Annotated in this window: 20 protein-coding genes; 4 read left to right on the forward strand and 16 right to left on the reverse strand. The window is 67.2% G+C overall.

Going from position 1 to position 26,170, the window contains the following annotated elements; genetic code table 11:
* Positions 1-9: 9 nt before the first annotated feature.
* The 5 genes from ACW17Y_RS05285 to ACW17Y_RS05305 all read right to left on the reverse strand — a co-directional run bounded on the left by ACW17Y_RS05285 (position 10) and on the right by ACW17Y_RS05305 (position 4,828).
* Positions 10-378 (reverse strand): nuclear transport factor 2 family protein, encoded by a 369-nt coding sequence (locus tag ACW17Y_RS05285; protein ID WP_492037727.1) that lies wholly within the window; start codon positions 376-378, stop codon positions 10-12.
* Entirely contained in the window at positions 375-776 is a 402-nt protein-coding gene (locus ACW17Y_RS05290; RefSeq protein WP_492037728.1) for a nuclear transport factor 2 family protein, read from the reverse strand. The genes ACW17Y_RS05285 and ACW17Y_RS05290 overlap by 4 nt, the downstream gene beginning before the upstream one ends.
* A gap of 95 nt (positions 777-871) precedes the next feature.
* Positions 872-1,810: a winged helix-turn-helix transcriptional regulator gene (locus tag ACW17Y_RS05295; RefSeq protein ID WP_492037729.1), complete on the reverse strand. Its 939-nt coding sequence runs from the start codon at positions 1,808-1,810 to the stop codon at positions 872-874.
* A 31-nt stretch (positions 1,811-1,841) separates the two neighbouring features.
* Positions 1,842-3,473, reverse strand: a complete 1,632-nt coding sequence (locus ACW17Y_RS05300) for an AMP-binding protein (RefSeq protein ID WP_492037730.1) — start codon at positions 3,471-3,473, stop codon at positions 1,842-1,844.
* Positions 3,470-4,828 (reverse strand): spinster family MFS transporter, encoded by a 1,359-nt coding sequence (locus ACW17Y_RS05305; protein WP_492037731.1) that lies wholly within the window; start codon positions 4,826-4,828, stop codon positions 3,470-3,472. Before ACW17Y_RS05305 ends, ACW17Y_RS05300 begins: the two co-directional genes overlap by 4 nt.
* A 357-nt stretch (positions 4,829-5,185) precedes the next feature.
* Between ACW17Y_RS05305 and ACW17Y_RS05310 the strand changes: the two genes are divergently transcribed.
* Entirely contained in the window at positions 5,186-7,513 is a 2,328-nt protein-coding gene (locus tag ACW17Y_RS05310; RefSeq protein ID WP_492037732.1) for a TonB-dependent receptor, read from the forward strand.
* 89 nt (positions 7,514-7,602) lie between these two features.
* Here the strand turns inward: ACW17Y_RS05310 and ACW17Y_RS05315 are convergent, their stop codons facing one another.
* Positions 7,603-8,790 carry an acyl-CoA dehydrogenase family protein gene (locus tag ACW17Y_RS05315; protein ID WP_492037733.1) on the reverse strand — a complete coding sequence of 396 codons (1,188 nt, stop codon included), beginning with the start codon at positions 8,788-8,790 and terminating at the stop codon, positions 7,603-7,605.
* 134 nt (positions 8,791-8,924) lie between these two features.
* On the opposite strand from ACW17Y_RS05315, the gene ACW17Y_RS05320 reads away from it, so the two are divergent.
* A complete protein-coding gene (locus ACW17Y_RS05320) occupies positions 8,925-10,454 on the forward strand; it encodes a carotenoid oxygenase family protein (protein WP_492037734.1) in 1,530 nt (509 codons plus the stop codon).
* 12 nt (positions 10,455-10,466) lie between these two features.
* The gene (locus ACW17Y_RS05325; RefSeq protein ID WP_492037735.1) at positions 10,467-11,684 is read left to right on the forward strand and encodes an acetyl-CoA acetyltransferase; all 1,218 of its coding nucleotides are present in this window, start codon (positions 10,467-10,469) and stop codon (positions 11,682-11,684) included.
* Here the strand turns inward: ACW17Y_RS05325 and ACW17Y_RS05330 are convergent.
* The 9 genes from ACW17Y_RS05330 to ACW17Y_RS05370 form a co-directional block, all read right to left on the reverse strand.
* Positions 11,681-12,142 (reverse strand): PaaI family thioesterase, encoded by a 462-nt coding sequence (locus ACW17Y_RS05330; RefSeq protein ID WP_492037736.1) that lies wholly within the window; start codon positions 12,140-12,142, stop codon positions 11,681-11,683. The genes ACW17Y_RS05325 and ACW17Y_RS05330 overlap by 4 nt on opposite strands.
* A complete protein-coding gene (locus ACW17Y_RS05335; RefSeq protein ID WP_492037737.1) occupies positions 12,139-13,092 on the reverse strand; it encodes an NAD(P)H-dependent flavin oxidoreductase in 954 nt (317 codons plus the stop codon). The genes ACW17Y_RS05330 and ACW17Y_RS05335 overlap by 4 nt, the downstream gene beginning before the upstream one ends.
* Positions 13,089-14,804, reverse strand: coding sequence for a class I adenylate-forming enzyme family protein (locus tag ACW17Y_RS05340; protein ID WP_492037738.1), 1,716 nt, complete (start codon positions 14,802-14,804; stop codon positions 13,089-13,091). The genes ACW17Y_RS05335 and ACW17Y_RS05340 overlap by 4 nt, the downstream gene beginning before the upstream one ends.
* Positions 14,801-16,285, reverse strand: a complete 1,485-nt coding sequence (locus ACW17Y_RS05345) for a class I adenylate-forming enzyme family protein (protein ID WP_492037739.1) — start codon at positions 16,283-16,285, stop codon at positions 14,801-14,803. Before ACW17Y_RS05345 ends, ACW17Y_RS05340 begins: the two co-directional genes overlap by 4 nt.
* The gene (locus ACW17Y_RS05350; protein WP_492037740.1) at positions 16,282-17,508 is read right to left on the reverse strand and encodes a thiolase family protein; all 1,227 of its coding nucleotides are present in this window, start codon (positions 17,506-17,508) and stop codon (positions 16,282-16,284) included. Before ACW17Y_RS05350 ends, ACW17Y_RS05345 begins: the two co-directional genes overlap by 4 nt.
* Positions 17,505-19,193 (reverse strand): aldehyde dehydrogenase family protein, encoded by a 1,689-nt coding sequence (locus tag ACW17Y_RS05355; protein WP_492037741.1) that lies wholly within the window; start codon positions 19,191-19,193, stop codon positions 17,505-17,507. Before ACW17Y_RS05355 ends, ACW17Y_RS05350 begins: the two co-directional genes overlap by 4 nt.
* A 1-nt stretch (position 19,194) precedes the next feature.
* Positions 19,195-20,343, reverse strand: a complete 1,149-nt coding sequence (locus ACW17Y_RS05360) for an acetyl-CoA C-acyltransferase (RefSeq protein ID WP_492037742.1) — start codon at positions 20,341-20,343, stop codon at positions 19,195-19,197.
* Positions 20,344-20,366: 23 nt separating this feature from the next.
* Positions 20,367-21,833, reverse strand: a complete 1,467-nt coding sequence (locus tag ACW17Y_RS05365; RefSeq protein WP_492037743.1) for a carotenoid oxygenase family protein — start codon at positions 21,831-21,833, stop codon at positions 20,367-20,369.
* A 65-nt stretch (positions 21,834-21,898) separates the two neighbouring features.
* Positions 21,899-22,801, reverse strand: coding sequence for an SDR family NAD(P)-dependent oxidoreductase (locus ACW17Y_RS05370; RefSeq protein ID WP_492037744.1), 903 nt, complete (start codon positions 22,799-22,801; stop codon positions 21,899-21,901).
* A gap of 117 nt (positions 22,802-22,918) precedes the next feature.
* Between ACW17Y_RS05370 and ACW17Y_RS05375 the strand changes: the two genes are divergently transcribed.
* Positions 22,919-25,132: a TonB-dependent receptor gene (locus ACW17Y_RS05375; protein ID WP_492037745.1), complete on the forward strand. Its 2,214-nt coding sequence runs from the start codon at positions 22,919-22,921 to the stop codon at positions 25,130-25,132.
* A 6-nt stretch (positions 25,133-25,138) separates the two neighbouring features.
* Here the strand turns inward: ACW17Y_RS05375 and ACW17Y_RS05380 are convergent, their stop codons facing one another.
* Complete coding sequence (locus ACW17Y_RS05380; protein WP_492037746.1) at positions 25,139-26,095, reverse strand: winged helix-turn-helix transcriptional regulator; 957 nt, start codon at positions 26,093-26,095, stop codon at positions 25,139-25,141.
* Between the last annotated feature and the right edge of the window lie 75 nt (positions 26,096-26,170).

A 26,170-nucleotide genomic window follows, 5' to 3' on the forward strand; every position in this document is an offset into this window, starting at 1 on the left:
GACTAAGCTTCAGGACGCAGCCGGGTCCTTCATCTGGAAATAGTCGCGCCAGGCGATGATCTTGCCGTCCCGGAATTCGATGATGCCCATGTACGGGTGGGAGACGCTGACGCCGTCGGCGTTGACGTAGTCTTCCTGCCCCTCGGTCAGCACCTTGTCGCCGTTCTCGGCCCAGTTCACGAGCGTCCACTTCGTCGCCGAGTGGTTGGCCCAGTATTTGGTGATGAACCTGTCGACCCAATCCTTCCCGACCAAGGGACGGGTTCCGACATGGTAGTGGTATTCCACGTCGTCGGCGAAGAAGTCGAGGAAGGCGGGCTTGTCGCGCGCCTCCGACACGACCATCAGCGCCCGCAGACGCTCGATCGGCGTGCTCATGCGGTCGCCTTCGAGGCCTCGGGCTTGGCCGGGGCGTGGACCTGCGACGTGTCGTAGTAGTCGCGCATCCGGTAGATCAGGCCGTCGCGGACCTGGAAGACCTGGACGAAGGGGTTGTCCATCTTCACACCCGAGGCGCGGTCGACCAGGACCTCCATCCCCTCGACGAACAGGACCTCGCCGTTTTCGGCGGAATGGGTGACGCGCCACTCCTGCTGGTCGAAGCCGGCTTCGTAGTTGGAGAGGAATTTCCGCATCTTGTCCTTGCCGACGGCTGGACGTTTGGTGGGGTGCCAGTGGTACTCGATGTCGTCGGCGAGGGTGGCGATGAAGCCCTCCACGTCGCGCTTCTTCCAGGCGGCCATCATGGCCTCCACGACCTGCATGTTCTGACCCACGGCGTGTCTCCCTAGCGTTCTGATTGCCCGAACGCTAGGACCATAAGTCTGCTAATGCAAGCGCCGGAAACCCGCTTTCAAACCCGGACTGATCGTCAGGCGGACGGCTTGATGCGACCCGCCTTCATGAGGACCGTCTCCAGCGTCAGCCGCCCCTTGCAGGCGCTGCAACAGACCTGGGGGTTCAGGGGTTCGCCGCACACATGTTTGATCTTCACCGGCGGCCCGGCCCGATCCTTCAGGTGGGTGTCAGCCCAGGTCATCATGCTCAGGGCGTGGGGATAGAGGTCCCGTCCCTTGGTCGTCAGCCGATATTGGTAGCGAGGCGGCGTCATCTCGTAGAGGCGGCGTTCGAAGATGCCCGACATCTCCAGCGTCCGCAGCCGGTCGGTCAGGATGTTGGAGGCGATGCCGAGAACGCTCTGGATCTCGTCGAACTTGTGCAGGCCGAAATACTGAACGCTGACAACGAGCGCGGTCCACCGGTCGCCGAGCAGGTCGACCAGTTCGATGGTCGGGGCCTCGTCGTTGGGCTGGCGGCGGCGGTGCATGCGCTGGACCGGCAGCTTCTCCATGCCTTCGCCCGGCCCGGGCGTGAAGGTGCAGGTGTGCAGCGTCAGAGGCTCGCCACAGCCGCCGCAGCGCAGTTCCGGCAGCATTGCCTTGCCGCATTCGGTGTGGGTGAAGACGGTCGGCGCCCGGCCGCCGGTCACGCCCCAGCGCACGCCCCAGCCCCACATCAACATCATGGAATCGAACAGGCCCAGACCGCGCGACGTCAGATGGTAGGCCATGCGCGCGCCCTCATCCTTGTGGGGTTTCTTGACCAGGATGCCGTGGCGCTCAAGGGCTGCGAGGCGGCTGGACAGGGTCGACCGGGCGCCGCCGAGACGGGCGTGGAATTCCTCGAACCGCGTGGCCCCGAGGAAGGCCTCCTGCACCACCAGCAGGCTCCACCGGTCGCCGAGGGCGTTCAGGGCACGGTTGACGGAGCTCTTTGGAACCAGACGAATTTTCGGCGCAGTGCGAGACATCGTCTCTCCTAGACGACGCCGTTAGGTCTTATCAAGCAACCGTCAATTTCTGGCGGCGGACGACGAGTCCCGCCGCCTCCCGGTCGAAGGTGGCGGTGGTCACCCCTTCGTCCCGCAGGCCCGTCTTCTGGATCTTGTTGGTCGGGGTCTTGGGAAGAGACGTCTCGACCCGGACGTAGCGCGGCACCATGAAATGGGTCATGCGCGGGATCAGCCATTCGACCAGTTCGCGCGGGTCGATCCCGGCGCCGTCAATGGGGGCGACGGCGACCATGACCTCCTGCTCGCCGCCCGGCAGGTCGATGCCATAGGCCGCGCATTCGCGCACGGAGGGGTGGGCGACGACCTCGATCTCGATCTCCAGAGAGGACATGTTCTCGCCGCGCCGGCGGATCGCGTCCTTCTTGCGATCGACGAAGAAGAAACAGCCCTCGACGTCGCGCCACATCAGGTCGCCGGTGTGGAACCAGCCGTTGCGCCAGGCCCGAGCCGTCGCTTCCGGATCGCCGAAATAGCCGGAGAAGAGCGTCCACGGGTTGTCTGAGCGGATCACCAGCTCGCCCGGCTGGCCGTGCGGGACCTCGTTGTCGTGGTCGTCGACGATGCGGCATTCCATGCCGACACGGACGCGGCCGCAGGACCGCATCACCGAGTCGTTGACCGCGCTGATCAGCGGACCCGAAACCTCGGTCATGTTGAAGCCGGACAGGTAGTCGAAGCCGAACCGCTTCCCGAGTGCGGCGGTGTCCTCGTTGATCGGCGACAGGGTCACCATCCGCAGGGGATTGTCGGCGTCGTCGGGCCTGGGCGGCTCCTTCATCAGGAAGGAGGTCAGGGCGCCAATCAGGCCGCTGCACACCGTGGAACCGGTCTCGCGCACCGTGTCCCAGAAGCGGCGGGTGTCGAAGGCCTCGAACAGGGCGACCGAGCCGCCACAGGCCACTGCCGCCGTGATCGCCGCGATGCCGCCGACATGGAACATCGGCAGGTTCACCAGCATCCGGTCGGACTGGACCATGTAGCCGTAGGTGACCCTGGCGGTGGTCCACTCCTGTACATAGGAGGTGATGACGGCCTTGGACGGGCCGGTGGTGCCTGAGGTGAAGATGATCACCGGCGGATCCCACGGGTGCTGGTCGACCGGGACGCAGGCGGCCGGATCGCCGTCTAGCACCGAGGCGTGCTCGATCTCGACGGGCAGGTTCAACGGGTCGGACGGACCTGTGAGGATCAGCCGTTCGGCAGCGCCCAGAGACAGGCCCTCCAGACGCGGCGCGAGGTCCGGGTGGACGATCATCACCCTGGCGCCGGTCTTCGCGATCGCGTGTTCCAGCAGCTTGCCTCGAAAGCTTGTGTTGATCGGGGCGAGCGCGGCGCCCGCATAGTTGGCCCCGAACCAGGCGCGCAGCAGGGCCGGGCCGTTCGGCGCCCAGGCCGCGACGATGTCGCCGCCCTTCACGCCGCGCGCCTGCAGGGCGGCGGCGGTGGACAGGGCGCGCCTGCGCGTTTCGGCCCAGGTCCAGGTCTCGCCGGTCTCGAAGCGGATGAAGACCGTGTCCGGCGTCTCGGCGGCCCAGCGGTCGATCAGCCGGGGGATGACGCAGTCCTCGGCCGAGGGCGGCGCGGGATCGAACCAGGGGAGCGAGAGGCGCTGATCGCTCAACGGGCGGGCTCCTGCCATTCGCGGGCTTCCTCGACGCTGTCGCGGAAGGACTTCAGCGCGCGGGTCAGCATCAGAGAGGCGATGGTGACGGTGACGCCGCTGACGATGGCCAGGGACAGGCCGATGTTCTGATCGCCGCCCAGCCAGTTGTCGCTGATGGCGGCCACGACGGTCGGGCCGAGGCCCAGCGAGATCAGGTTGCCGATCAGGAAGTAGATGGCCGTGATCTGGGCCCTCAGCTGGTTCGGGGCGACGGCCTGGAGGGCCGTGGCGGGCAGGCTGTTCATGACGCCTGCGAAGAAGCTGAACCCGGCGAGCGCGGCGATGGCCAGACCCTGGGTCGGCATCAGGGGCATGGCGATCGCGAAGGGGATGCTGGCGACGAGGGCCAGGATGGCGACCCGAACGGGCGCGTCTGTCCGGCCCTTGCTGGCGAACCAGTCTGTCAGCCAACCGCCCACGAGGACGCCTGGCGTGGCGGCGGCCAGCAGAACCATTCCATAGGCGAAGCCGACCTCTGCCGGTGTCATTCCATGCTGACGGATCAGGACCGCGGGCGCCCAGGCCAGGTAGGAGATGCCCGCCATGCCGAAGATCGAGAAGGCGAAGATCAGCATGTAGAAGGTCGATTTGCGCGACCACATGTACTTCAGGACGCCGGCCTGGACGCCCGACTTCACCACGCCCTGACGCGGTGGTTCGCGCACGACGACAAACAGGGCGGCGATCAGCAGGCCCGGCGCGCCGACGAGGACGAAGGTCTGCTGCCAGGGGGCCAGTTCGCCGACGAGCGGCAGTCGCATCGCGCCTGCCTGGGCGATCAGGTCGATCACCGCGCCGCCGATCATCAGGGCCAGACCGGCGCCGAGATAGGGCGCCATCGAATAGACGGCGAGCGCCCGCGCGCGCTGACGCGGCGGGAAATAGTCGGAGATCATCGAATAGGCGGCGGGCGACAGGGCGGCCTCGCCGATGCCCACGCCGATGCGCGCGGCGAACAGGGCCCAGAAACTGTTGGCCAGGCCGCAGGCCACGGTCATCACGCTCCAGACCACGATGCCCCAGAAGATGATCCAGCGCCGGCTGCCCCGGTCCGCCAGTCGCGCCAGCGGCACCCCCATGACGGTGTAGAACAGAGAGAAGGCGATCCCGGCCAGAAGGCTGAACTGGGTGTCGGTGATGGTCAGGTCGGCCCGGATCGGCTGCACCAGCAGGGTCAGGATCTGGCGATCGATGAAGCTGGAGGTGTAGGCCACCATCAAGGCGGCGACGGCGAACCAGGCCCAGCCCGAGTGGGGCCAGACCCTCGCCGTCGTCGGCCCGCCGACGCCTGTCACACCGTCACTCACGCTCATGCCGCGACCTCGTTCAATCTCAAGATGAAAGTCACTTTCGCAGTTGCGAGATGACCGCCAGTTCTCTTCGCGACCGCGTAGCCGATCTCGTGGGTCGGCGAACAAGCGGGGCTTGGTGAACGGCGATAATGCATTCTCAACTCCCTGTTTCCGAACAGATTACTGTTCGACAGCCCCCCAAATCTTCGTTCGGTCGGGTCCGGCGCAGCCCAAGCGTGGCTGGAGCGTGTCGGCTTGCCCACACTGAAGCACACAAGGCGGTCTGATTACAAAAGCTATTTGACAGTCTCAATTCGCCAGTTACAAATCAGCGCTCAGAAGCACCTCGGCTAACGGGGGCTCATGGGAGGATTGGGCGTGAATATCAGAGGCACAGTCAGCGTATCCGCATTGCTCATCGCCGCGGCGCTTTCCGCGACGCCGACCCTGGCCCAGACCGCGCCCTCCGGGCAGGAGGCGACGGTCGTCGATGAGATCATCGTCACCGCAACCCGCCGCGCGCAGCGCCTGATCGAGGCGCCGGTCGCCGTCACCGCGGTCAGTGGCGAACAGCTGGAGAACTCCGGAGTCAGCGACATTCGCGAACTGACCAGCCTGGCTCCCAGTGTTCAGTTCCAGACGCCCGGCGGCGGCTCGGACTCCTCGATCCGCATCCGCGGCGTGGGCACGACCTCAACCAACCCCGGTCTGGAATCCTCGGTCGGCGTGATCATCGACGGTGTGATCCGGGCCCGCACAGGGGTCGCGCTTTCGGAACTGGGCGACCTTCAGGGCATCGAAGTCCTGCGGGGTCCGCAGGGCACCCTCTTCGGGCGCAACACCTCTTCGGGCATCATCAACGTCACGACGAAACAGCCGGATTTCAACGGAATCAGCGGCAATATCACCGGGTCCTACGGCAGCTTCGACGATCGCCGGCTTTCCGGAGCCGTGAACTTCCCGCTGGTCGATGACGAATTGGCCCTGCGCATCGAGGGCAGCTACGAGCTGCGTGACGGTTTCCACTCCGACGCCAACTCGGGCGAGAGCCTGGACAACCTCGACCGCCAGTTTATCCGCGGCAAACTGCTATGGCGTCCGTCCGAGACCCTGAGCTGGACCTTCACGGCCGATTATACGAACCGCAACGAGAACTGCTGCGTCGCGCTCCTGGCCATCGCCGGCCCGACCTACAATCTGGTCAACCAGCTGGCGGCCGCGCGCGGAGGCATCGGCTATCCGTCGACCAATCCGTTCGATCGCCGCGCCTCCAAGAACAATATCCGCCAGAACCAGGAGGACATCGAGGACATGGGCGTGTCCGCCTCGGCGGAGTGGGATCTGGGCTGGGCGACGCTGAACTCGGTCAGCGCCTTCCGCAGCTGGGAAGCTTTCCGCTCGCAGGACTTCGACCACTCGGGCGCCGACCTGGGCTTCTTCGCCCCCGACGGTCTGCACCAGGGCTTCGACGTCCTGACCCAGGAACTGCGTCTTCAGGGCGAGAACGGTCGCCTCGACTGGCTGGTGGGCCTGTTCTACTCGGACGAGACGGTCCTGAACGACAGCGCCTACCGCATGGGCGCCGACTATCCGCTGATCTACGGCGGGGCGGCGACCTTCCAGGCTTCGACCCTGGCCGCCTTCCGGCCCGGCGATGGCGCGCGCGGCATCGGTGAGCAGAGCGGACAGGATCTGTCCTTCTTCACGCACAACGTCTTCCACGTCACGGATGCGCTCAGCATCACTGCAGGCCTGCGCTATACGCAGAACGACAAGGAGATCACCTACCGGGGTGAGAACTTCAACCCGGCTTGCGACAGCGCCGTGCGGACCAGTGACGCCGCCGGCATCACCCGCTTCTGCGCCCCGTTCTGGGATACGCGCCTCAACCCGTCCGGAGACTCCGACGCACGCAGCGAAGAGGCGACCACCGGCACGGTGAACATCGCCTATCGCGTCAACCAGTCGCTCAACACCTATGCCTCCTACTCGCGGGGCTACAAATCGGGCGGCTACAACTTCGACCGCGCCGGCTTCACCACACCCGCTACGCCGAACGCCCGTGATCTGGCCTTCGTCGAGGAGACGGTCGACGCCTACGAAATCGGTATCAAGGGCGAGTTCTTCGATCGCACACTGCGCGCCAACTTTGCGGCCTACCACCAGACGTTCGAGGGCTTCCAGCTGATCGAGTTCACGGGCGTCAGCTTCGTGGTCCGCTCGCTGGCCGAGGTCATCACCAAGGGCGCCGAGCTGGAAGTCACCTGGGAGCCGACACCCGGCCTGACCCTGACCAACGGCCTCAGCTACACTGACGCCTACTACCCGGTGAACGTGCTGAACCGTCAGTATTCCGGCCTCGAGCTGGAGCAGTCGCCGGATTGGGTGAACGTCTCCTCGATCACCTGGGAGTTCCCGATCGGCGACAGGCTGACCGGGGTGGCCTACGCCGACGCCCGCTATTCCTCGGAGTTCTTCACGGGCGGGTTCGATCCGAACCGCGTCCAGGACAGCTTCACGACCGCCAATGTTCGCTTCTCCCTCCGGGACGCGAACGAGGCCTGGCAGCTGGACGTCTTCGCAAGAAACGTCTTCGACCAGGACTACTATCGCCGTGTGATCCCCGCGACCTTCCAGGCGGGATCCTACTCGGCCTTCCTCGGCGACCCCCGCACCTACGGGGTCACCCTGCGGCGCAACTTCTGAGCCGCCTCTTCGGGGCTTTCCTGACCTGAGACACCTTGGCCCCGCTGTGTGAGCAGCGGGGCCATTTTTCTTGCCGCAAAGGGGGCGGCTCAGAAGCCGAGTTGCTTCGCCGCCAGATCGCGCAGGATCTCCTCCGAGCCGCCGCCGATGACGAAGATGCGGGCCTCGCGGTAGATGCGTTCGACGCGGTTGCCGCCGGTATAGGCCCGCCCGCCGAGGACCTGCAGGCTTTCGCGCGCGCAGTGTTCCAGCGTCGTCGTCGCCTGAACCTTCAGCAGGGCCAGGTCCGCGACGGGGACCTCGCCCCGGCCGAAGCGCCAGACCAGGATGTCCAGCATGGCGTAGGCGACCTTGATGCGCTGGACCATGTCGACGATCTTGTGGCGCATCACCTGGTGGTCGATCAGCCGTTTGCCGAAGGTCTGGCGCTCGCGGGCAAAGGCGATGGCCTCGGCGACGCAGGTGCGGGTCATGGCCAGGGTGGCGGCGATACCGGAGAACCGCTCGATGTTGAACTGGCTGGCGAGGCCCGCGAAGCCGCGGTTCTCGACCCCGACCAGATTGGTTACGGGCGCCTCGACATTGTCGAAGTTCAGCCAGCCGTTGTTGCGGTTGTACCATTGCAGGCCGGGCAGGGGACCGCGCGTCACGCCCGGACGATCCGTCTCGATCAGCAGCATCGACAGACCGCCCATACCAGGGCCGCCGGTGCGGACCGCCGTCAGCAGATAGTCGGCCTTCATGGCGCCCGAGATCAGGGTCTTGCCGCCGTTGACGACGAAGACGTCGCCTTTGCGCTCAGCCGTGGTGGTGAAGCCGGAGACGTCCGACCCGCCGCCGGGCTCGGTCACGGCGAAGGCGATCTTGCTCTCGCCCGCCAACACCGGTCGGGCGACCCGGTCCAGCATCTCGGGCGTCCCGCCATTGATGATGGGCGGCAGGGCGATCCAGGGCGTGGCGAGGTCGGCGAAGACCACGCCGGAACCCATGCGGAAGAACTCCTCGGCGAAGATGATGCGGTCCCACAGGTCGATGTTCTCGCCGGTGCCGCCCAGGTCCTCACGGAAGCCCATGCCGCTGATCCCCTCGCGCGCGGCGTCCTTGTAGAGACTGTCGGGGAAGTCGGAGACGGCGTCCCACTCGTCCAGATGCGGGGCGATATAGCCGTCGACGAAACCGCGCAGCTTCGCGCGCCAGGCGTCATGTTCAGGGGTCATGAAGGGGCTGGGCGGCCTGAGGCCGTCGAAATCCAGTGCGGGAGGCGTATGATCGGCCATAGTCGTTTCCCTCATGCGCCGGCGGATCCGGCGTCGCTTTCACTTTCATACTAATCCCCTCTCGCCATCTGCTGCAAGCATGGTATGCTAACGCAACCCACTGGGCGAAGGCCCGCCGGCTTGAGGAGCGAGCGATGGGACTGGAACAGACGGGCAAGGCCCGAACCGCATTCACCGGCGATGTGGCGCAGGGGCCGCTGAAGGTGACCCTGGAGGATCGATCGCATCCCTATATGCAGGGCGCCTGGACGCCCCAGCATGAGGAACACACCGCCGACGACATGCAGGTCATCGGCGTGATCCCGACCGACATCGACGGCGTCTATGTCCGGAACACCGAGAACCCCGTCCACCAGCCCCTGGGCCGCTATCATCCGTTTGACGGCGACGGCATGCTGCACGCCATCTCGTTCAAGGACGGCAAGGCCAGCTATCGCAACCGCTTCGTCCGCACGGCTGGCTTCGAGGCCGAACAGGAGGCGGGACGCGCCCTGTGGGCCGGTCTGGCCGAGCATCCTTCGCTGTCGGAAAAGCCGGGCTGGGGCGCTCATGGCGGGCTGAAGGATTCGTCTTCGACCGACGTCATCATCCACGCGGGCGCCATCCTGTCGACCTTCTACCAGTGCGGCGAGGCCTACCGGATCGATCCCTATACGCTGGAGCCGATGGGGACGGACGGCTGGTGCCCGCCGGAAGGCATTTCGGCCCACCCGAAGGTGGACCCGAAGACCGGCGAGCTGTTGTTCTTCAACTACTCCAAGGCCGCGCCCTACATGCATTACGGCGTGGTCGGGGCCGACAACCGGCTGAAGCACCTCACGCCTGTGCCGCTGCCGGGGCCGCGTTTGCCGCACGATATGGCCTTCACGACGAACTGGTCGATCCTCAACGATTTCCCCCTGTTCTGGGAGCAGGATCTGCTGCCAAAGGGCTTCCACGTCGCCCGCTTCCACGCCGACATGAAGTCCCGCTTCGGTCTGATCCCGCGCTTCGGCGGCGAGGCCGACGTGCGCTGGTTCGAGGGCGACGCCACCTATGTGCTGCATTTCCTGAACGCCTGGGAGGACGGCGACAGCGTCGTTCTGGACGGCTATTTCCAGGACAATCCGGTGCCCAAGACCAGTCCGGACGCCTGGCCGGGTCATGAGCGGATCATGACCTTCCTGGATCAGAACATGCTGCAGCCCAAGCTGCACCGCTGGCGCTTCAACCTGACCACGGGCGAGACGACGGAACAGCGGCTGGACGACCGGGTGCTGGAGTTCGGCATCATCAACAACCAGTTCGCCGGGGTGAAATACCGCTGGGCCTATTCCGCCGTGTCCAGGCCCGGCTGGTTCCTGTTCACCGGCCTGGTGAAGCACGACATGGATAGCCTCGAGAGCTGGGCCATCGACTTCGGCCCGGAACGCTATGGGTCCGAGCCCGGCTTCGCGCCACGCGTCGGGGCAACCGAGGAGGACGACGGCTATCTGATCACCTATGTCACCGACATGATCGAGGACCGGTCCGAATGCGTGATCTATGATGCGCGGAAACTGGCCGACGGTCCGGTGGCGCGCATCATCCTGCCCGGCCGCATTTCCAGCGGCACCCATGCGACCTGGGAACAGGGCGAGACAATCCGGGCGTCGAAGGCGATGCTGGCGAGCAAGGCGGCTTAAGGACAGAGCGACATGACCTATATCCTCGGCGGCTGGCAGTCGGACTTCGCGCGCAACTATGCGCGCGAGGGGCTGGAGATCGGTGATGGCTTCGCAGAGGCCGTCCACGGCGCACTGGCCGAGACGGGTCTGGAGCCCGGGGACATCGACGTGGGCCATGTCGGCAATTTCGTCGGCGACCTGTTCACCGGACAGGGCATGCTGGGCGGCTTCTTCGCCATGACCGACGAGCGGTTCACCGGCATGCCCGCCTCGCGCCACGAGGCCGCGTGCGCCTCGGGCAGTCTGGCCATCATGGCCGCCGCCGCTGACATCGAGTCCGGCCGCTACGGCACGGCCATGGTGCTGGGGCTCGAGATGATGCGCAACGTGCCGGGCGTGACGGCCGCCGAGCATCTGGGCGCTGCGGCCTGGGCCGGGCACGAGTATCTGGACGCCACCTACGCCTGGCCGCGCGCCTTCTCCGACCTCACCGAGGAGTACGACCGTCGCTACGGCATCGACGAGGCCCACCTGCGTCGCATTTCCCAGATCAACTTCGACAACGCCAAGCGCAATCCGAACGCCCAGACGCGGAAGTACAGCTTCTCGAACGCCAGCTTCAGCGATGATGACGAGGCCAATCCGGTCATCGAGGGCCGCGTAAGGAAGACCGACTGCGGACAGGTCACCGACGGCGCCGCCGCCATCATACTGGCCTCCCCCGAACGCGCGGCCGAGTATGCGAAGAAGCGCGGCATCGCACTGGAGAGCATCCCCCGCATCAAGGGCTGGGGCCACCGCTGCGCCCCCATCGACTACAGCCGCAAGATCAAGGCCAGCGAAGGTCAGGAGTACGTCTTCCCGCAGGTGAAGCGCGCCATCGATGACGCCCGCGCCCGCGCGGGTCTCGACCTGTCGGGCATCGACGCCGTGGAGACCCACGACTGCTTCTCGATGACCGAATACATGGCCATCGACCACCTGGGGCTGACCGCGCCGGGCGAGAGCTGGAAGGCCGTCGAGGCCGGCGACATCGAGATGGGCGGCAAGCTGCCGATCAACGCCTCGGGCGGGCTGATCGGCTGCGGGCATCCGGTCGGCGCGACCGGGGTGCGAATGGCGCTGGATGCGTTCAAGCAGACGACGGGCACGGCCGGCGACTATCAGGTCGAGGGGGCGAGGAACGTCCAGACGCTGAACATCGGCGGTTCGACCACGACGACGGTCAGTTTCGTGGTGGGGGTCTAGCGCCCCGCGCGGATCGCGACCCCGACCGTCCCTTGAGCCACCACTACCCCCGCGTCGGTTCGCACCTCGGCCGCCACGACGGCCTTGCGCTCGTCGCGATACGTCACCGTCCCCGTCGCCTCCAGTCGGGCCGTGTCGCTGGGTGCGGCGTTCAGGAACCGCATGTTCAGGTCAGTCGTGACCAGGGTCTGGCCGGGCTTCAGTATGCTCATCACCGCCGCCCCGCCGGCCATGTCGATCAGGGCCGCCGTCACTCCGCCGTGGACCAGGCCGATGAAGTTGGCGTGGCCCGGATCGATATCCAGCGCCACCCGCACGAACCCCTCGCGCGCCTCGACCGGATGCGAGCCCAGGCGCTTCAGGAAGCCTCCGACTTCGTCGCCGGCCGCCATCCAGCGCCGGACGAGCTCCAGTCCGTCGACGGTCGGATCGAGCCGGAACCGGACGGGTTCGCTCACGCCGCCCCGCGCAGGGCCGGACGCTTGGCGGTCTTGCGCTCGAACCGCTCCAGAGCGGCGACGTACTCCCGCTCCAGCTGGGCGACGACGTCGGCGGTCGGCTCTACGGCCTTGACCGACTCGATCCCCTGTCCGGCGGCCCAGATATCGCGCCAACGCTTGGTGTCGCCGCCCGACGCATAGTCGCGCACGGCCGGTCCGCCCAGATTGTCCGGGTCCTGACCGGCGGCGCGCAGCGAGGGTTTCAGCCACGACGCAGCCGTGCCTGTGACGGCGTCCGACACCACCAGATCGTCCGGCCCGGCGTCGATGACCATCTGTTTGTAGGCCGGCTGGGCCATGCTCTCGGTCGTCGCGAGGAAGCGGGTGCCCATGTAGACGAAGTCCGCCCCGGCCGCGACCGCGCCCGCGATCCCGGCTCCGTCGCCGACCCCCCCGCCGACCGCGATATAGCCGTCGAAGAACTCGCGCACCGCCGAGATGAAGGCGAAGGGCGACAGGTGGCCGGTGTGACCGCCGGCGCCCGCGCTGACGCAGGCCAAGCCGTCGACTCCCGCTCCAGCCGCCTTCTTCGCCAGGGTCATCGAGATGACGTCGGCGAAGACCAGGCCGCCATAGGCCTTCACGGTCTCCATCACCGGCTTCGGAGATCCGAGCGCCGTGATGACCACCGGCGGCTTGTACCTGGCCACCAGCCGGAGATCCTCAGGCAACCGCGCATTGGTCGAATGGGTGATCAGATTGGCGATCCACGGCGCGTCGCCGGGCTTCAGGGCTTCGGTGATCCGGGCCATCCAGCCGTCGAGGTCGTCGACCGTGCGGCAGTTGGTGGTGGGGAAGGCTCCGCCGATCCCGGCCTTGCAGGCGGCAATAACCATCTCCGGCCCGGAGACCAGAAACATGGGCGCCGCGAAAACGGGCAGGCGGAGCGTATCGAAGGGGGGGGTCATACGGTCTCGGTCTCGTTGAAGGCGGCGCGCAGGTCGCGTTTCAGCACCTTGCCCACCGGATTGCGGGGCAGGGCGTCCAGCGTCTCCAGCCGTTCGATCTGCTTGTAGACGGCGACCTGACGCTCGGCGGTCAGGAAGCGGTTGATCTCTTCCATGGTCGCGGTCTGGTCGGGTCGGAAGACGACGAAGGCGGCCAGCCGTTCGCCCAGGTTCCGGTCAGGCGCGCCGACGACCGCGGCCTCGGCGATGGATGGGTGGGCGACGAGGTGGTTCTCGATCTCCTCGGACGAGATATTCATCCCGCCCCGGATGACGATGTCCTTCAGACGGCCGACGAACTTCAGATACTGCAGCCGGTCGCCGGCCAGTTCGAACAGGTCGCCGGTGCGGAACCAGCCGTCGGCGTCGAAGGCGCGGGCGTTGATCTCCGGCGCACGCCAGTAGCCCGAGAAGATTGTCGCCCCCTTGACCCGCAGCTCGCCGGGCCGGCCGGCCTCGGTGATCTCCTGCTCTGTGTCCGGATCGACCAGCCGGGTGAAGATCCGGTCGTGCAATACGGCGTTCCAGCGGAAGCCTTCCGCCAGGCGCGGGAACAGGGTCGCGCGTTCGGCCGCGACCGGCAAATCCTTGAGTGCGCTGGCGAAGGAGGCGCCTTCGTTGGAGCCGAAATAGTTCACGATCTGCACGCCATGCTTCTCGTGGAAGGTCCGCACCATCCATTCCGACAGCGGCGCCGAGCCCGAGCCGATCGATTTCAGACGCTTGAAGTCGATGCCCTCCAGCAGCGCCTCGTTCTGCAGCAGCAGGTTGAGGACCGCGGGCGGAGCGACCGTGTAGTCGATCCTTTCTTCTCGCATCTGCTTCAGCAGGATCGGCAGGTCGAACGGCTGATGCTGGATCAGGACGCCGCCGAGCAGCAGCCAGCCCACGAAGGCGGTCGAGATGCCCGCCATGTTCACCATCGGGAACGGGTTCAGAAGACGCGCGCCGGGCTCAAGGTCGGCCGCGTCGACGACGCCGGCGCCCATGATGATCCACTCGTTGTGGCTGCGGGGGACGCCCTTGGGCTGGGCCTCGGTGCCGGAGGTCCAGCAGATTGTGAAGATGTCGTCGGCGGTGACGTGGGCGTCCTTCGCCGCCTTCTGGGCCGCGCGATGCTGTTTGCCGGTGACCCCGTCCATCAGGGGCTCGAGATCGAGCGCGCCGGCCGGGCAGGTCTCGCCCAGCACGAAAACCGTCTTCAGCGTCGGGCAGCGGGCCTTGAGCGCGACGATCATCTCGCCGTGTTGTTGTTTCCCGATCCGGTCGGCCGTGATCGCCGCGACCGCGTCCGTCCTGTCGATGATGTAGGCCAGCTCGTTCTCGCGGTACTGGACCGGCGCGGGGCTGGCGATCACGCCGAGGCGCAGGCAGGCCAGATAGGCGATGCTGAGCTCGGCGATATTGGGAAGCTGGATCACCACGACCTGATCCTTGCGGATGCCGTGCGCGATCAGGACGGCCGCCAGCCGGTCCACGGCGTGGGACGTCTCGCGCCAGGTCAGACGATCCGGCAGACCGCCGACGACATCGGTCGCGTTGAGCGGATCGACCAGGGCTTCCGCGTCGGGATGGGCGGCGACGTGCTTGCGGAACAGATCGTCCAGGGTCTGGTCGCCCCACCAGCCCTTCGACTTCATTTCACGGATGCGGTCCTTGGGGATCACGATCATCGGGCCAGCTCCAGCGGTCGGGATTGGGTTTCACGGCAAAGGGCGCGGACGTCGTCGCGCACCACCTTGCCGACGGGATTGCGGGGCAGGTCGGGGAGGAAATGCAGGCGCTTGGGCGTCCGGACCGGGCCGATCCGGTCACGGACGAAGGCGGTGATGGCGTTCGCGTCCGCATCCGGCGCGACCGAGACGGCCGCCTCAAGCCGCTCGCCCCAGACGTCGTCGGGCTCGGCGAAGGCGCAGGCCTCGCGCACCGAGGGATGCAGGTTCAGCGCCGCCTCGACCTCGCCTGGATAGACGTTGTAGCCGCCGGTGATGATCAGGTCCTTCGACCGGCCGATCAGGTGTAGCAGCCCATCGCCGCCGAGCCGCCCGATGTCTCCGGTCTTGAGCCAGCCGTCGTGCCGCGACGCCGCCGTGAGTTCGGGCGCGTCCAGATAGTGGGTCCGGGTCAGGTCGCCGCCGACCACGATCTCACCCTCGCCCTTGTCCAGCAGGAGACCGTCTGCGGACAGCAGCCGGACGGGCGTGTCAGGGAACAGTCGCCCGACGCTGGCGCGCTTGTCGGGATCGGCCATGTCGGTCGGCGACAGGCCGGCGATGGTCATGGGCGCTTCGGTCTGACCGTACAGGGTGGAGACGACCGGGCCGAAGCGGTGGATGGCCTGTGCGATCCGGTCAGGCGACATGGGCGCGGCGGAATAGGTCAGATGGCGCAGGCGAGGGAAGTCGTCGGGCTGGAACTCGGCTTCGCCCATCAACAGGGCGATCAGGGTCGGCGGCATGAAGACTGTCGTCACGCGTGACTTCAGTTCGTTCAGGATCGCCGCACGGTCGGGCTCGGCCAGAAGGACGTGCGCCCCGCCGGCCGCCAGCACCGGCAGGATGTAGTGGGACGACCCATGGGTGAGGGGCGCGACGGCCAGGTTCCTGTCGTCGGCGGTGAAATCGTAGAAGGCGGACAACGAACGCAGCGCTGCGGCGCCGCTGGCCTGGCTCTGGACAACGCCCTTGGGCACGCCGGTGGATCCGCCGGTGAACTTCATGGCGAAGGGCGCGTCGGGATCGTCGGTGATCGGAAGCGGTGTCGCCGCGCCCACGCCATCGAGCCAGGCCTCCAGCGGCAGGGGTCGCGTCGAGACGCCCGCAGCCTCGACCGAGGCCGCGTCAACCAGGGTCAGGGCGATGTTCGCCCGCGTCTGAAAATCGCTGTTCAACCGCGCGCCGTTGCGGGGATTGAGCGGCGTCCAGACGGCTCCCGCGCGCAGGATGGCGAGGTAGGCGACGACGTGGCGCCAGCTGTTCCGGGCGCACAGTCCGACCCGGTCGCCGGTCCCGACGCCGCGCGCCGACAGGTCGCCCGCCGCCGCCTCGACGAGGGCGATCAGATCGCCGTGGGTCAGGGTTCTGTCGCCGTCGAACAGGGCGGGGCGGCCGGCCTTCTTCGCCTGGTTTTCGTAGAGGGCGTGAATCGGGTTCATGCCGCCCGCTCCAGCACCGTGACGACGGTCGCCGCCTCCTCGACGCCAAGGAATCCACCGCCGTTCTCGGCCACGGCGATGCGGGCGCCCTCGACCTGACGGGCTCCGGCGTCGCCGCGTAGCTGGATGGTGAGTTCGAACAGCTGGGCGATGCCTGTGGCCCCCACCGGATGGCCCTTGGACACCAGCCCGCCCGATGGGTTGACCGGTGTCCGTCCGCCCAGCGCGAAGTCGCCGACCCTCAGCCGCGCCCCGACTGTTCCGGGTTCAGCCAGACCCAGATTCTCGATCTGCTGCACCTCGGCGTAGGAGGTGGCGTCATGGACCTCGACGACATCGACGGCGTCCGGCCCGATGCCGGCCTGCTCGTAAGCCCTGATCGCGGCGCGGCGGCCGATGTGATTGTGGAAGTCGTTGGCCGGCCTGTCGCTCGCGCTGACGAGGGCGCAGCCGCGCACGCGGACGGCGCGCGACGGCCCCCCGAGCCGCGCCAGACCGGCGGCCGAACAGATCACAGCCGCCGCCGCGCCGTCGCTGACCGGGGCGCACATGGCGCGGGTGAACGGGAAGACCACAGGCTTGTCGGCCATCACCTGTTCGACCGTCATCGGCGTCCGGTACTGGGCCCGGTCGTTCAGGGCGCCGGTGGTGTGGTTCTTGGCGGCGACGCGGGCGAAGTCCTCCTGGGTCATGCCGTGGCGGGTCATATGGGCGCGCGCCTGGGCGGCGTAGAGGTCCATGAACAGGCTACGGTCGGGGCCGGGATCCTCGCCGCCCATCGACCGGATGTAGGCGACGACACCCTCGCGGTCGTGGATATCCGTTCCTCCTGCGAAGGCTGCCGCAACCCGCTCGGCACGGTCGGGCCAGACCATCTTGTCGACCCCGACGATCAGGGCGATGTCGCCGGCGCCCGCCTTGATCCAGTGGATGGCGGACAGCAACGCCGTTGATCCCGAGGCGCAGGCGTTCTCGACGTTCACGACCGGGATGCCGTTCAGGCCGAGCGGGCGCAGGGCGATCTGGCCGCGCACCGTGTTCTGGCCCTCCAGCATCGGCTGGCGGGTGTTGGAGAACCAGGCCGCCTCGATCTCGCCGACCCCGGCTCCTGCGTCCGCCAGCGCCGCCGTGACGGCCTCGGCGGTCAGCGATTTGACGCTGTCGTCCGGCCGCTTGCCGAAGCGGGTCATGGAGATCCCGGCGATGAAGACGTCGCCGCTCACGCCCCGGGCCGTCGTCGCTGGACGATGCGGAAGCGCGAGGCGACGAAGGCCAGGTCGGCCAGACAGGCGTTGCCGGCCGGGTTCAGGCCGGTGACGTGATAGTCGCTGTAGGCGGCAGCGAAGTTGATCCACATCGCCCCGGTCAGGTTGATCGACAGATTGGCTCCGGCCTGTTCATAGGCGGGCGTCGCACTGTCGATGAAATCCTCGTCGGTCGAATAGAGGTAGGACGAGATCGAGCCCCTGGTCTTCGCCAGCCAGGTCGCCTCAATCACCGCCTCGTCGGCGTCCTTCTGGACCAGGAACAGGACCGGGCCGAAGCGTTCCTCCGCATACAGATCGACCTGCCGGCCGCTATCCACCGCGATCACCAGCGGCGTCAGGGTGCGGGCGTCCGGGAACTGCGGATGGACGTAGGGGACGGCTTCCCGAAGTGTCCGCACGCCCGGCAGATCGGCGACGGCGGCGCGGGCCTCGGCCACGACCTTCAGCGACACCTCGCCCTGGATCGCGCCCATGATGCCGGCGGCCTGTGCGGGGTCGGAGGCGATGGCCTCGATCTGTTCGACGATGGCCTTCGATATCGGCTCGAACAGGTCCGGCGCGATGTAGATGACCTGCGGGCTGGTGCACATCTGGGCCGAGAACAGGCTGGACGAGCGGGCTACAGCGCGTGCGACCGCGTCGAGGTCGGCGACGCTCTCGATGACGACGGTGTTGACGCCGGCTGTCTCGGTGAACAGCTGTTTGCCGACGACGGTGCGTTCCAGATAGCCGCCGTAGCGGGGGCTGCCGGTGAAATCGATGATCTGGACCTGGGGATGATCGACGAGGTGTTGGGCGACGGGCTCGGCGAGGGTGTCGACGGCCAGGGTCACCAGATTCGGATCGAAGCCGAACTCTGCGAGCGTTGCGCGGCAGGTCTCGACCACGATGGCCATGGGCAGGATGGCGATGGGGTGCGGCTTGACGATGACCGGGTTACCGGTGGCCAGCGACGCGAACATCGCCGGATAGGCGTTCCACGTCGGGAAGGACGCACAACAGATCACCAGCCCCACCCCGCGCGGGACCAGCACATAGGTCTTCTCCAGCGCCACCTGTTCGCCCGCGAAGTTGCGGCGCCAGGTCGCCGACGGCGCCACATCGCGCATGGCCTTGGCGGCATAGGCGAGGGCCTCGACGCCGCGATCCAGCGCATTGGGGCCGGAGCCGCTAAAGGCTTGGGTGTAGCTCTGGCCGGCGACATGCATGACCGCATGGGCCATCTCGAAATTACGGTCATAGAGCCGCGCCGCCATCTCCAGACACAGGGCCACACGCAGCTCGAAGTCGGCCTCACGCCAGTCGCCCATGGCGCTGACGGCGACGGCGACCAGGGCGTTCGGGTCGCTCTTCGGATAGCGAATGCCGAGCGGATGTTGCGTGAACGGCGAGACCTCCGCGCCGACCTCGCCGACGACGCCGGGCTGGTTCAGATCGAAGGTCGCGCCAATGCGCGCCTCGAACGCCGCCTTGCCGGCGCCCGGCTTGTCGGGGCCGTGGATCTTCGTGGACGGACTGTCGCTCCAGGGGCTCCAGCTTTTGCGCGTCTGCACGGCATCGATGGCAGCCGTGAGTGTCGGCGCATGGCGCGCGATCAGGGCGCGGCGGCGGTCTTCGAGGCTGGTCGCGGAGCCGTCCATCCTAGGCCATCCGCTCCACGATCATGGCCGAGCCGACGCCCTGCGCCCCCTGGGCCACGACGAGGCCGTACCGACCTGCGCAGGCATCCAGCGCATCCAGCAGCGACGACAGCAGGATGGCGCCGGTCGCGCCCATCGGGTGGCCCTTGGCCATGTGGCCGCCGCCGACATTGACCTTGTCCGGATCGACCTTCCGCTCGCGCATGAACTTGACGATGGTGACGGCGAAGGCCTCCATGAACTCGATCCGGTCCATGTCGTCGAGTGTCAGGTTCGCCCTGGCCAGCGCCCGGTCCATGGCGGTGAAACCGGCGGTCAGCGACGCCGCAGGATCGCCCCCGGCCTCGGCGTAGGCGACGATCTTCGCGCGCGCGCCGGCCGCTTCGCCGGTGACGATGGCGAGGCCGGCACCGTCGCACATCGGCGGGGCGTGGGCCACGGTGTGGCGATGGTCGATGACCCGCCCGTCCAAAGCGGCGGCGTATTGCTCGCCCAGTGCGCCGAAGGCGGCGGGCATGGCGGCGAGGCTCTCTGCGGTGGTCGAGGCGCGGGCCGGCTCTTCCTTGTCGAGGCCGTTCAGCGGGATTCTGGATTTCACCAGCGGCGTGCCCTCGGCGGCGGCCGTCTTCTGCTGCGACGTCAAGGCTGCGGCGTCCATCTCCTCGCGGGAGACGCCGATGTCCTCGGCCAGGCGGTCGGCGGCGACGACCACGGGGATGTAGCGGGTGCGCGGCGGGAAGCTGGCGTCCTCGTAGTAGTCGGCCTTGTCCCCCATGAAGGGCACGCGCGACATCATTTCGACGCCCCCGGCCAGCGCCGTCTTCGCGCCGCCTGCCTCGATCATCTGCGCCGCCTGTCCGATCGCGGTCAGGCCCGAGACGCAGTAGTTGTTGATCGAATACGCATAGGCTTCGTCCGGCAGACCGGCATGCATCTTGGAGACCAGGGCGACGTTCGCGCCCTGGGCCCCCACCTGACCGACGGCTCCGAGGATCAGCGCATCGACCTTGCGGGCCGCGCCGCCGTTGCGGGCGTCGAGCGCATCGATCAGTCCCCCGACCAGCTCATGCGGCTTCATCGAAGCGAGACCGCCGTCGGGGCGGGCCTTGGCGCGCGGCGTGCGGACAGCGTCCAGAATATAGGCGGTCATAAGTTTACTCCCCGAGGTTCGGATCAGGCCGCGATCTGGTCGCCGGGCGCCCAGGCGCCGTGGAAGCCGGCCGGCACGCGGACGGGCAGGGGGATGCGCGCGATCGGCCCCTTGTCGAAGTCCTGGGCATGCAGAACCTGGACCTCGGACGTTCCGTCCGGCGCGGTGGCGAAGACCACGACATAACCGTCGTCCTCGGACGTCGATCCGATGCGCGGCGCGAAGACCGGCTCCGATCCCCCGATGCCGCCGCCGAATTTGTATTCCTGCGCCTCGCCGGTTCCGAGGTCGTATTTCAGCAGGCCGTCGAACCGCTGCAGTTCCTCGGGCGCCATCGACACATGGTAGGACCACTTCGATTTCGCGCCGGTGTAGTCGAGGTTGATGACCGGGAACTCGCCGATGCGGTCGTCGAGCTGGCGCTTCTTCACCTCGCCCGTGACCATGTTCATCCGCCACTCGACCGGCACGGCGTTCAGCGCCAGCACATTGACCATGGAGGCGTAGGGGCCATAGGCCGGGTTGGGCGGGAAGCCGTTGGGCTGCATCATGCAGGCGGTCATGACGACCTCGTCGCCGTCCTCCCACGCATTGACGACGTGATAGATGTAGCAGGTCTCGGTCTCGAACCATTTGATCTGGTCGCCCGAGCCGTATTTGGGCGCGACGCCGAAGCGGGCCGGCTGATCCGCCACCTTGATCTGCCACATGTGATTGCGCAGCCCGCCCTCGGTGAAGACCACGGGCAGGTCGTGCAGGATGACGTAGTTCTCGGTCAGTCCCATGTCGTGCGGCAGGCGCGGACCCGGCAGGTCCACGCGCTGGAAGTTGGTCAGGACGTTGTCCTTCGACACGACTCCATAGGTCATCCAGGGCTCGGTCAGGGAGTAGTCGAAGAAGCAGAACTCCCCGGTCCTCGGATCGACCTTTCCGTGGGCCGAGACGTGCCGGGGCAGCGCGCCGCCGAAGGTCTCGTTGCCGAGTGTTTCAAGCGTCCGCGCATCGACCCGCACCGGCTTGCCGGAGATGTACCACAGCGCCATCAGCGAGCCGTTGTGGAAGACCAGGTCGGTGTTGGCCGTGTCCTTGTAGACCAGTTCGCCGCGCGTCGAATCCGGACGCGATTTCGATGACGGGAGCATGACCCCGCCGGCGCCGATGCTCTTGCCGGCCTTCTCGGCGCGATAGTCGTCGGTGCCGATATAGCGGTTGCGATACTCGGCCTTGCCGTTCTCGAAATAGACGGCATGGATCATGCCGTCGCCGTCGAACCAGTGGTGCATCCCCTCGGGGGCCTCATGCGGATTCGGGCCGTTGCGGACGAAGGACCCGTGCAGGTCCTTCGGGATCTCGCCGATGACCGGGAGCTCCAGCGCCGTCGTCTCGGCGGCCACGGGCTCGTAGAGGCCCTGCAGATAGGGGTTCAGGGTGTTCAGGCCGGTCAGTTCGCCGGTCGAAATCCTGCGGGCTACGGCGGCGTCGTCGGCCATGGCTCAAGCTCCATACATCCAGAGGGGCAAGCTACGCGGAGTGGTATCTTAACGCAAGTCAGGTCTCACGCCCTGGGAGGCGTGGCGGCCAGGAACTCTTCGAAGGCCGCGTTGCCATCGAAGGGGCTGGTCCAGTTTTCGGCCGACATCAGGGTCTCGCGGACCGCGTCGAACCGCTCCAGGGGGATGTCCGTGTCGCGGCCGAAATCCAGCCCCGGCCCCTCGACACGCCAGGCGGGCCGCACGCGGCCGGCGCCCGCAACCAGGGTCTCACCGTTCAGCCGGCAGCCCTCGCTGACCAGCCAGCTGACCACAGGCGCGACCAGTTCGGCGGGCATGGCGGCGCCGGTGGCGTCATCGACATATTTCTCGGTCATCCCGGTCAGGGCGTAGGGGGCGACGGCGTTGGCGTGGACGCCCTTCGAGACGCCTTCCAGCGCGATAACCCGCATCAGGCCGATCACCGCGGCCTTGGACGCCGAATAGGCCGCCATGCCGTGCACCCCGTGCAGCCCGGCCGCCGAGGTGGTCATCACGATGCGGCCGGAGCCTTGCTCGCGCATGTGTCGATAGATCGGCAGGGTCGCAGTCAGGGTGCCGAAGAAGTTGATGTCGAAGACGCCGCGCACCTGTTCGACGCTCTGTTTGTGCAGGCTCATCGCCTCGGGCACGCCGGCGTTGTTGATCAGGCCATCGACACGACCGAACGCCTCCAGCGCCGCCGCAAGCAGCCGGTCTCCGGCTCCGTCCTGCTCGACCGCCAGGGCGCAGGCCACGGCCTTGCCTCCCTCCGCGCGGAGCCGCTCGGCTACCGCGTCGGCCGAGGCCGGTTGACCCTGCGCCCGGGGCCGGGTGTTCACGACCACGCTCGCGCCGCGCGCTGCAAGATCCAGCGCATAGGCCAGGCCGAGGCCACGTCCCGCCCCCGTGACGATGACAACACGGTTCTCAAGCGATCGGTCGGTCATGAACTCTCCTTGCGCCACACTTGCGTAAAAGGACTTGCAAATATGGTCTGTTGGCGCAAGCCTCTCGGCAGAGCTTCCGGCAAACAGGAAGCCAATCATGGGAACGGGACCGCCAACATGAAGACCATCATCGGGAAAACCGCGTCCGCCGCCGTGCTGATTCTGGCCGCCGGCCTGGCCACGCCGACCTTCGCTCAAAGCGCTGGAACGCCCGCGCCGCAGGACGACGCCGCTTCGCTCGACGACATCATCGTCACCGCCCAGCGTCGCGAACAATCGCTGCAGGACGTGCCGATCGCGATCACCGCCTTCAACGCCGAGACTCTGGAGCGCACGGCGGCGTCGGGCATTCAGGACGTCGCGTCCAAGGCGCCGGGCGTGACCCTGACCCAGTTCAACATCGGCGAGCCGCAACTCTACATCCGCGGCGTCGGCACCACGAGCGACTCGGCCGCCAGCGACCCGTCCATCGGCGTCTCCATCGACGAAGTCTCGATCGGTCGTGCGGGCGCCAGCTCGCTGGCGTTCCTCGATATCGAGCGGGTGGAGATCCTGCGCGGACCCCAGGGCACCCTCTACGGCCGCAACGCCTCGGGTGGCGCGCTCAACGTCTATACCCGCAAGCCCCAGCTTGAAGACACGACCATGGCGCTCCTGCGCTACGGCAGTTTCAACGAATGGGGCGGGGAAGCGGTGATCAACCGCATGATGGGCGAGAGCTCGGCCGCCCGCCTGGCCGTGCGGGTCAATTCCAACGACGGCTATGCCGAGAACGTGCCCTCGCGGCGGGGTCTGGAAGGCGGCAGCCAGTTCGGAGCGCGCGTCTCGCTGATGACCGAATCCGGTCCCTGGACGCTGACGGGACAGGTCGATGTGTCGCGTGACCGGATGGACGGCCACGCGCGCATCCCGGTCACGGCCTCGGGGACGGCTCCGGCCTTCGTCAGCCTGATCAACGGTCTGCGCGCCGGGCTGGACGTGCGTCAGAGCTACTCCTCGCCGGACAACTACCAGGACCGCGACAACTGGGGCGCTACGGTGCGGGCCGAGTATGCGGCGGAGGCGTTCGACGTCGTCTCCCTGACCTCCTATCGCAACAACGAATACAGCTGGCGCGACAATCTCGGCGGCCTGCCGTTCCCGAACTTCCCGCTGGCGGTCGATGACCGCGCCACGGAGGACGCCAGCCAGTTCAGCCAGGAGTTCCGCCTGGTCTCCAAGCCGGACTCGGCGATCAGCTGGGTCGCCGGCGTCTACTACTTCACCGAGGACGTGGACCGCTCGGAGCGCTTCATCGTCCAGGCCGCCCTGCCGATCGCGCCGCCGTCGTTCGGTGGCGACACCACCTTCAATCAGACGGCGGCCAATTCGAGCTACGCCGCCTTCGGTCAGGCGACCATTCCCTTCGGCAATATCTGGGAACTGACCCTCGGCGCCCGCTGGACGCATGACGAGCGTGAGATCCACCAGGTCGCCTTGGACAACGACCTGGGTCTGAACCCGCCGGTCGGCATCCCGCTGGGACCGACCGGCTCCCCCTACAACGTCCGCGCCGAGGCCAGCTTCGAGGAGCCGACCTGGAAGATCGCGCTGGCGGTGGAGCCGATCGACAACGTGCGCCTCTATGCCTCCTATGACCGGGGCTACAAGGCCGGGTCCTTCCCGTCGGGGGCCCAGACGGGCGTCCAGGCCCGCACGCCGCTTCGCTCGGAACTGCTCGACAACTACGAGATCGGGCTGAAGTCGACCGTCATGGACGGTCGGCTGCGCTTCAACGCCGCCGCCTTCAAGCTCGAGTACGACGATCTGCAGGTCTATGAGCTGCTGGGCCTGAACCTGGTCACGTCCAACGCCCAGGCCGAGGTCAACGGCTTCGAGATCGAGAGCGCCTTCGCCGTCTCGAACAACATCACGATCGGCGGCTCCTACACCTCGCTCGACGCCAAATACACCTCGAACGCCGTCTCGGGCGCGTCCATCCTGCCCTACAACGGCCTGACGCTGCCGCGATCGCCGGACAGCCAGTACACCCTCTACGCCGACGGCGAGTGGGACATGTGGGGCGGCGAACTGGCGGCTCGCGTCGACTATCAGTGGACCGACGACATCTTCTTCGACCCGTCCAATAACCCCGAGGTTCGCTCGCCGGCCCACAGCCTGGTCAGCGCCTACGCCTCGTGGGAAGCCGCGAACGGGGTGAAGATCGCCGTCTACGGCAAGAATCTGGGCGACACCGAATACCAGCAGCACATCATCAAGAATGTGGGCGTGGGCTTCAGCGTCTTCGGCGCCCCGCGCAGCTACGGCATCGCCGTCAGCCGCAGCTTCTGAGAATGGTCAGGCGGCGCTGGTTTCGACCGGCGCCGCCGCTTCCACTTCCCAGCGGATGGCGCGCGGATCAATCTTTTGGCCGGTCGCCAGGTCGCAGACGACTGCCGCGATCGGCTCATTGGTCTCGGTCTCGATCAGCCTCAGGGGCGACCCGTCGGGGCATAGCCAGCGCTCCGACCAGCCGTGCATGGCCATGATCATCGGATAGAGGTCGCGACCCGCCTCGGTCAGCCGGTATTCGAACCGCGGCGGCGCCTTCTGGTAGAGTCGCTTCTCCAGCACCCCCTGCAGGACCATGGTCTTCAGCCGGTCGGCCAGGATGTTGGTCGCCACGCCCAACGCCTCGTGGATCTCGTCGAACCGGCGCAGACGGAAGAAGGCGGCTGCCAGCACGGCCCAGCTCCAGTAGTCGCCCATGATGTCGGTTGAACGGTCGATGATCGCCCGGTCTGTCTCGATCGGCTGCGTCCGGCGCCGTCGCGAGGTCGGGGGGGCGATCGGCGTCAGGCCCTCGCCGGCCTCCCAGCGCACATGATGCATCTCGATGGGGCGCCCGCCCTCGTGATCGAAGACGGCCGGCTCGATCCGGGCTCCCGTCTCGCGGTCGTAGAAGGCCATGGCGTAGCGTTCCTGCAGCGGGGAGCGCGCCCATTTCCGCTCCCACTGGCCCTGCATGACCGCGACCCCGAACATGTCCAGGCCCATCTCGGTCAGCCGGTATTCCATGCGCGTCGCCGAGCCCCTGGCCTCGCGCTGTTCCAGCAGACCGGCGGCGACCAGACGGTTCAGCCGGTCGGTCAGGACGCTGCGCGGCATGCCCAGCCGGTCGCGCCAGTGCGAGAAGCGTCGCGCGCCATAGAAGGCCTCGCGCAGGATCAATTGGGTCCAGGCGTCGCCGGTTACGGCGAAGGCGCGGGCCACGGGATTGCCCATGATCAGGTCGCGAGTGGAGTGAAGCGTCACGCGGATTGATCTTTGTCTTCAACCCGATCTGTGCGGGGCCGAGTCGATCCTAGCACCAGATGGAGCCCTGCGTCG

It is taken from the genome of Brevundimonas sp. AVps7 (genome assembly GCF_058681545.1).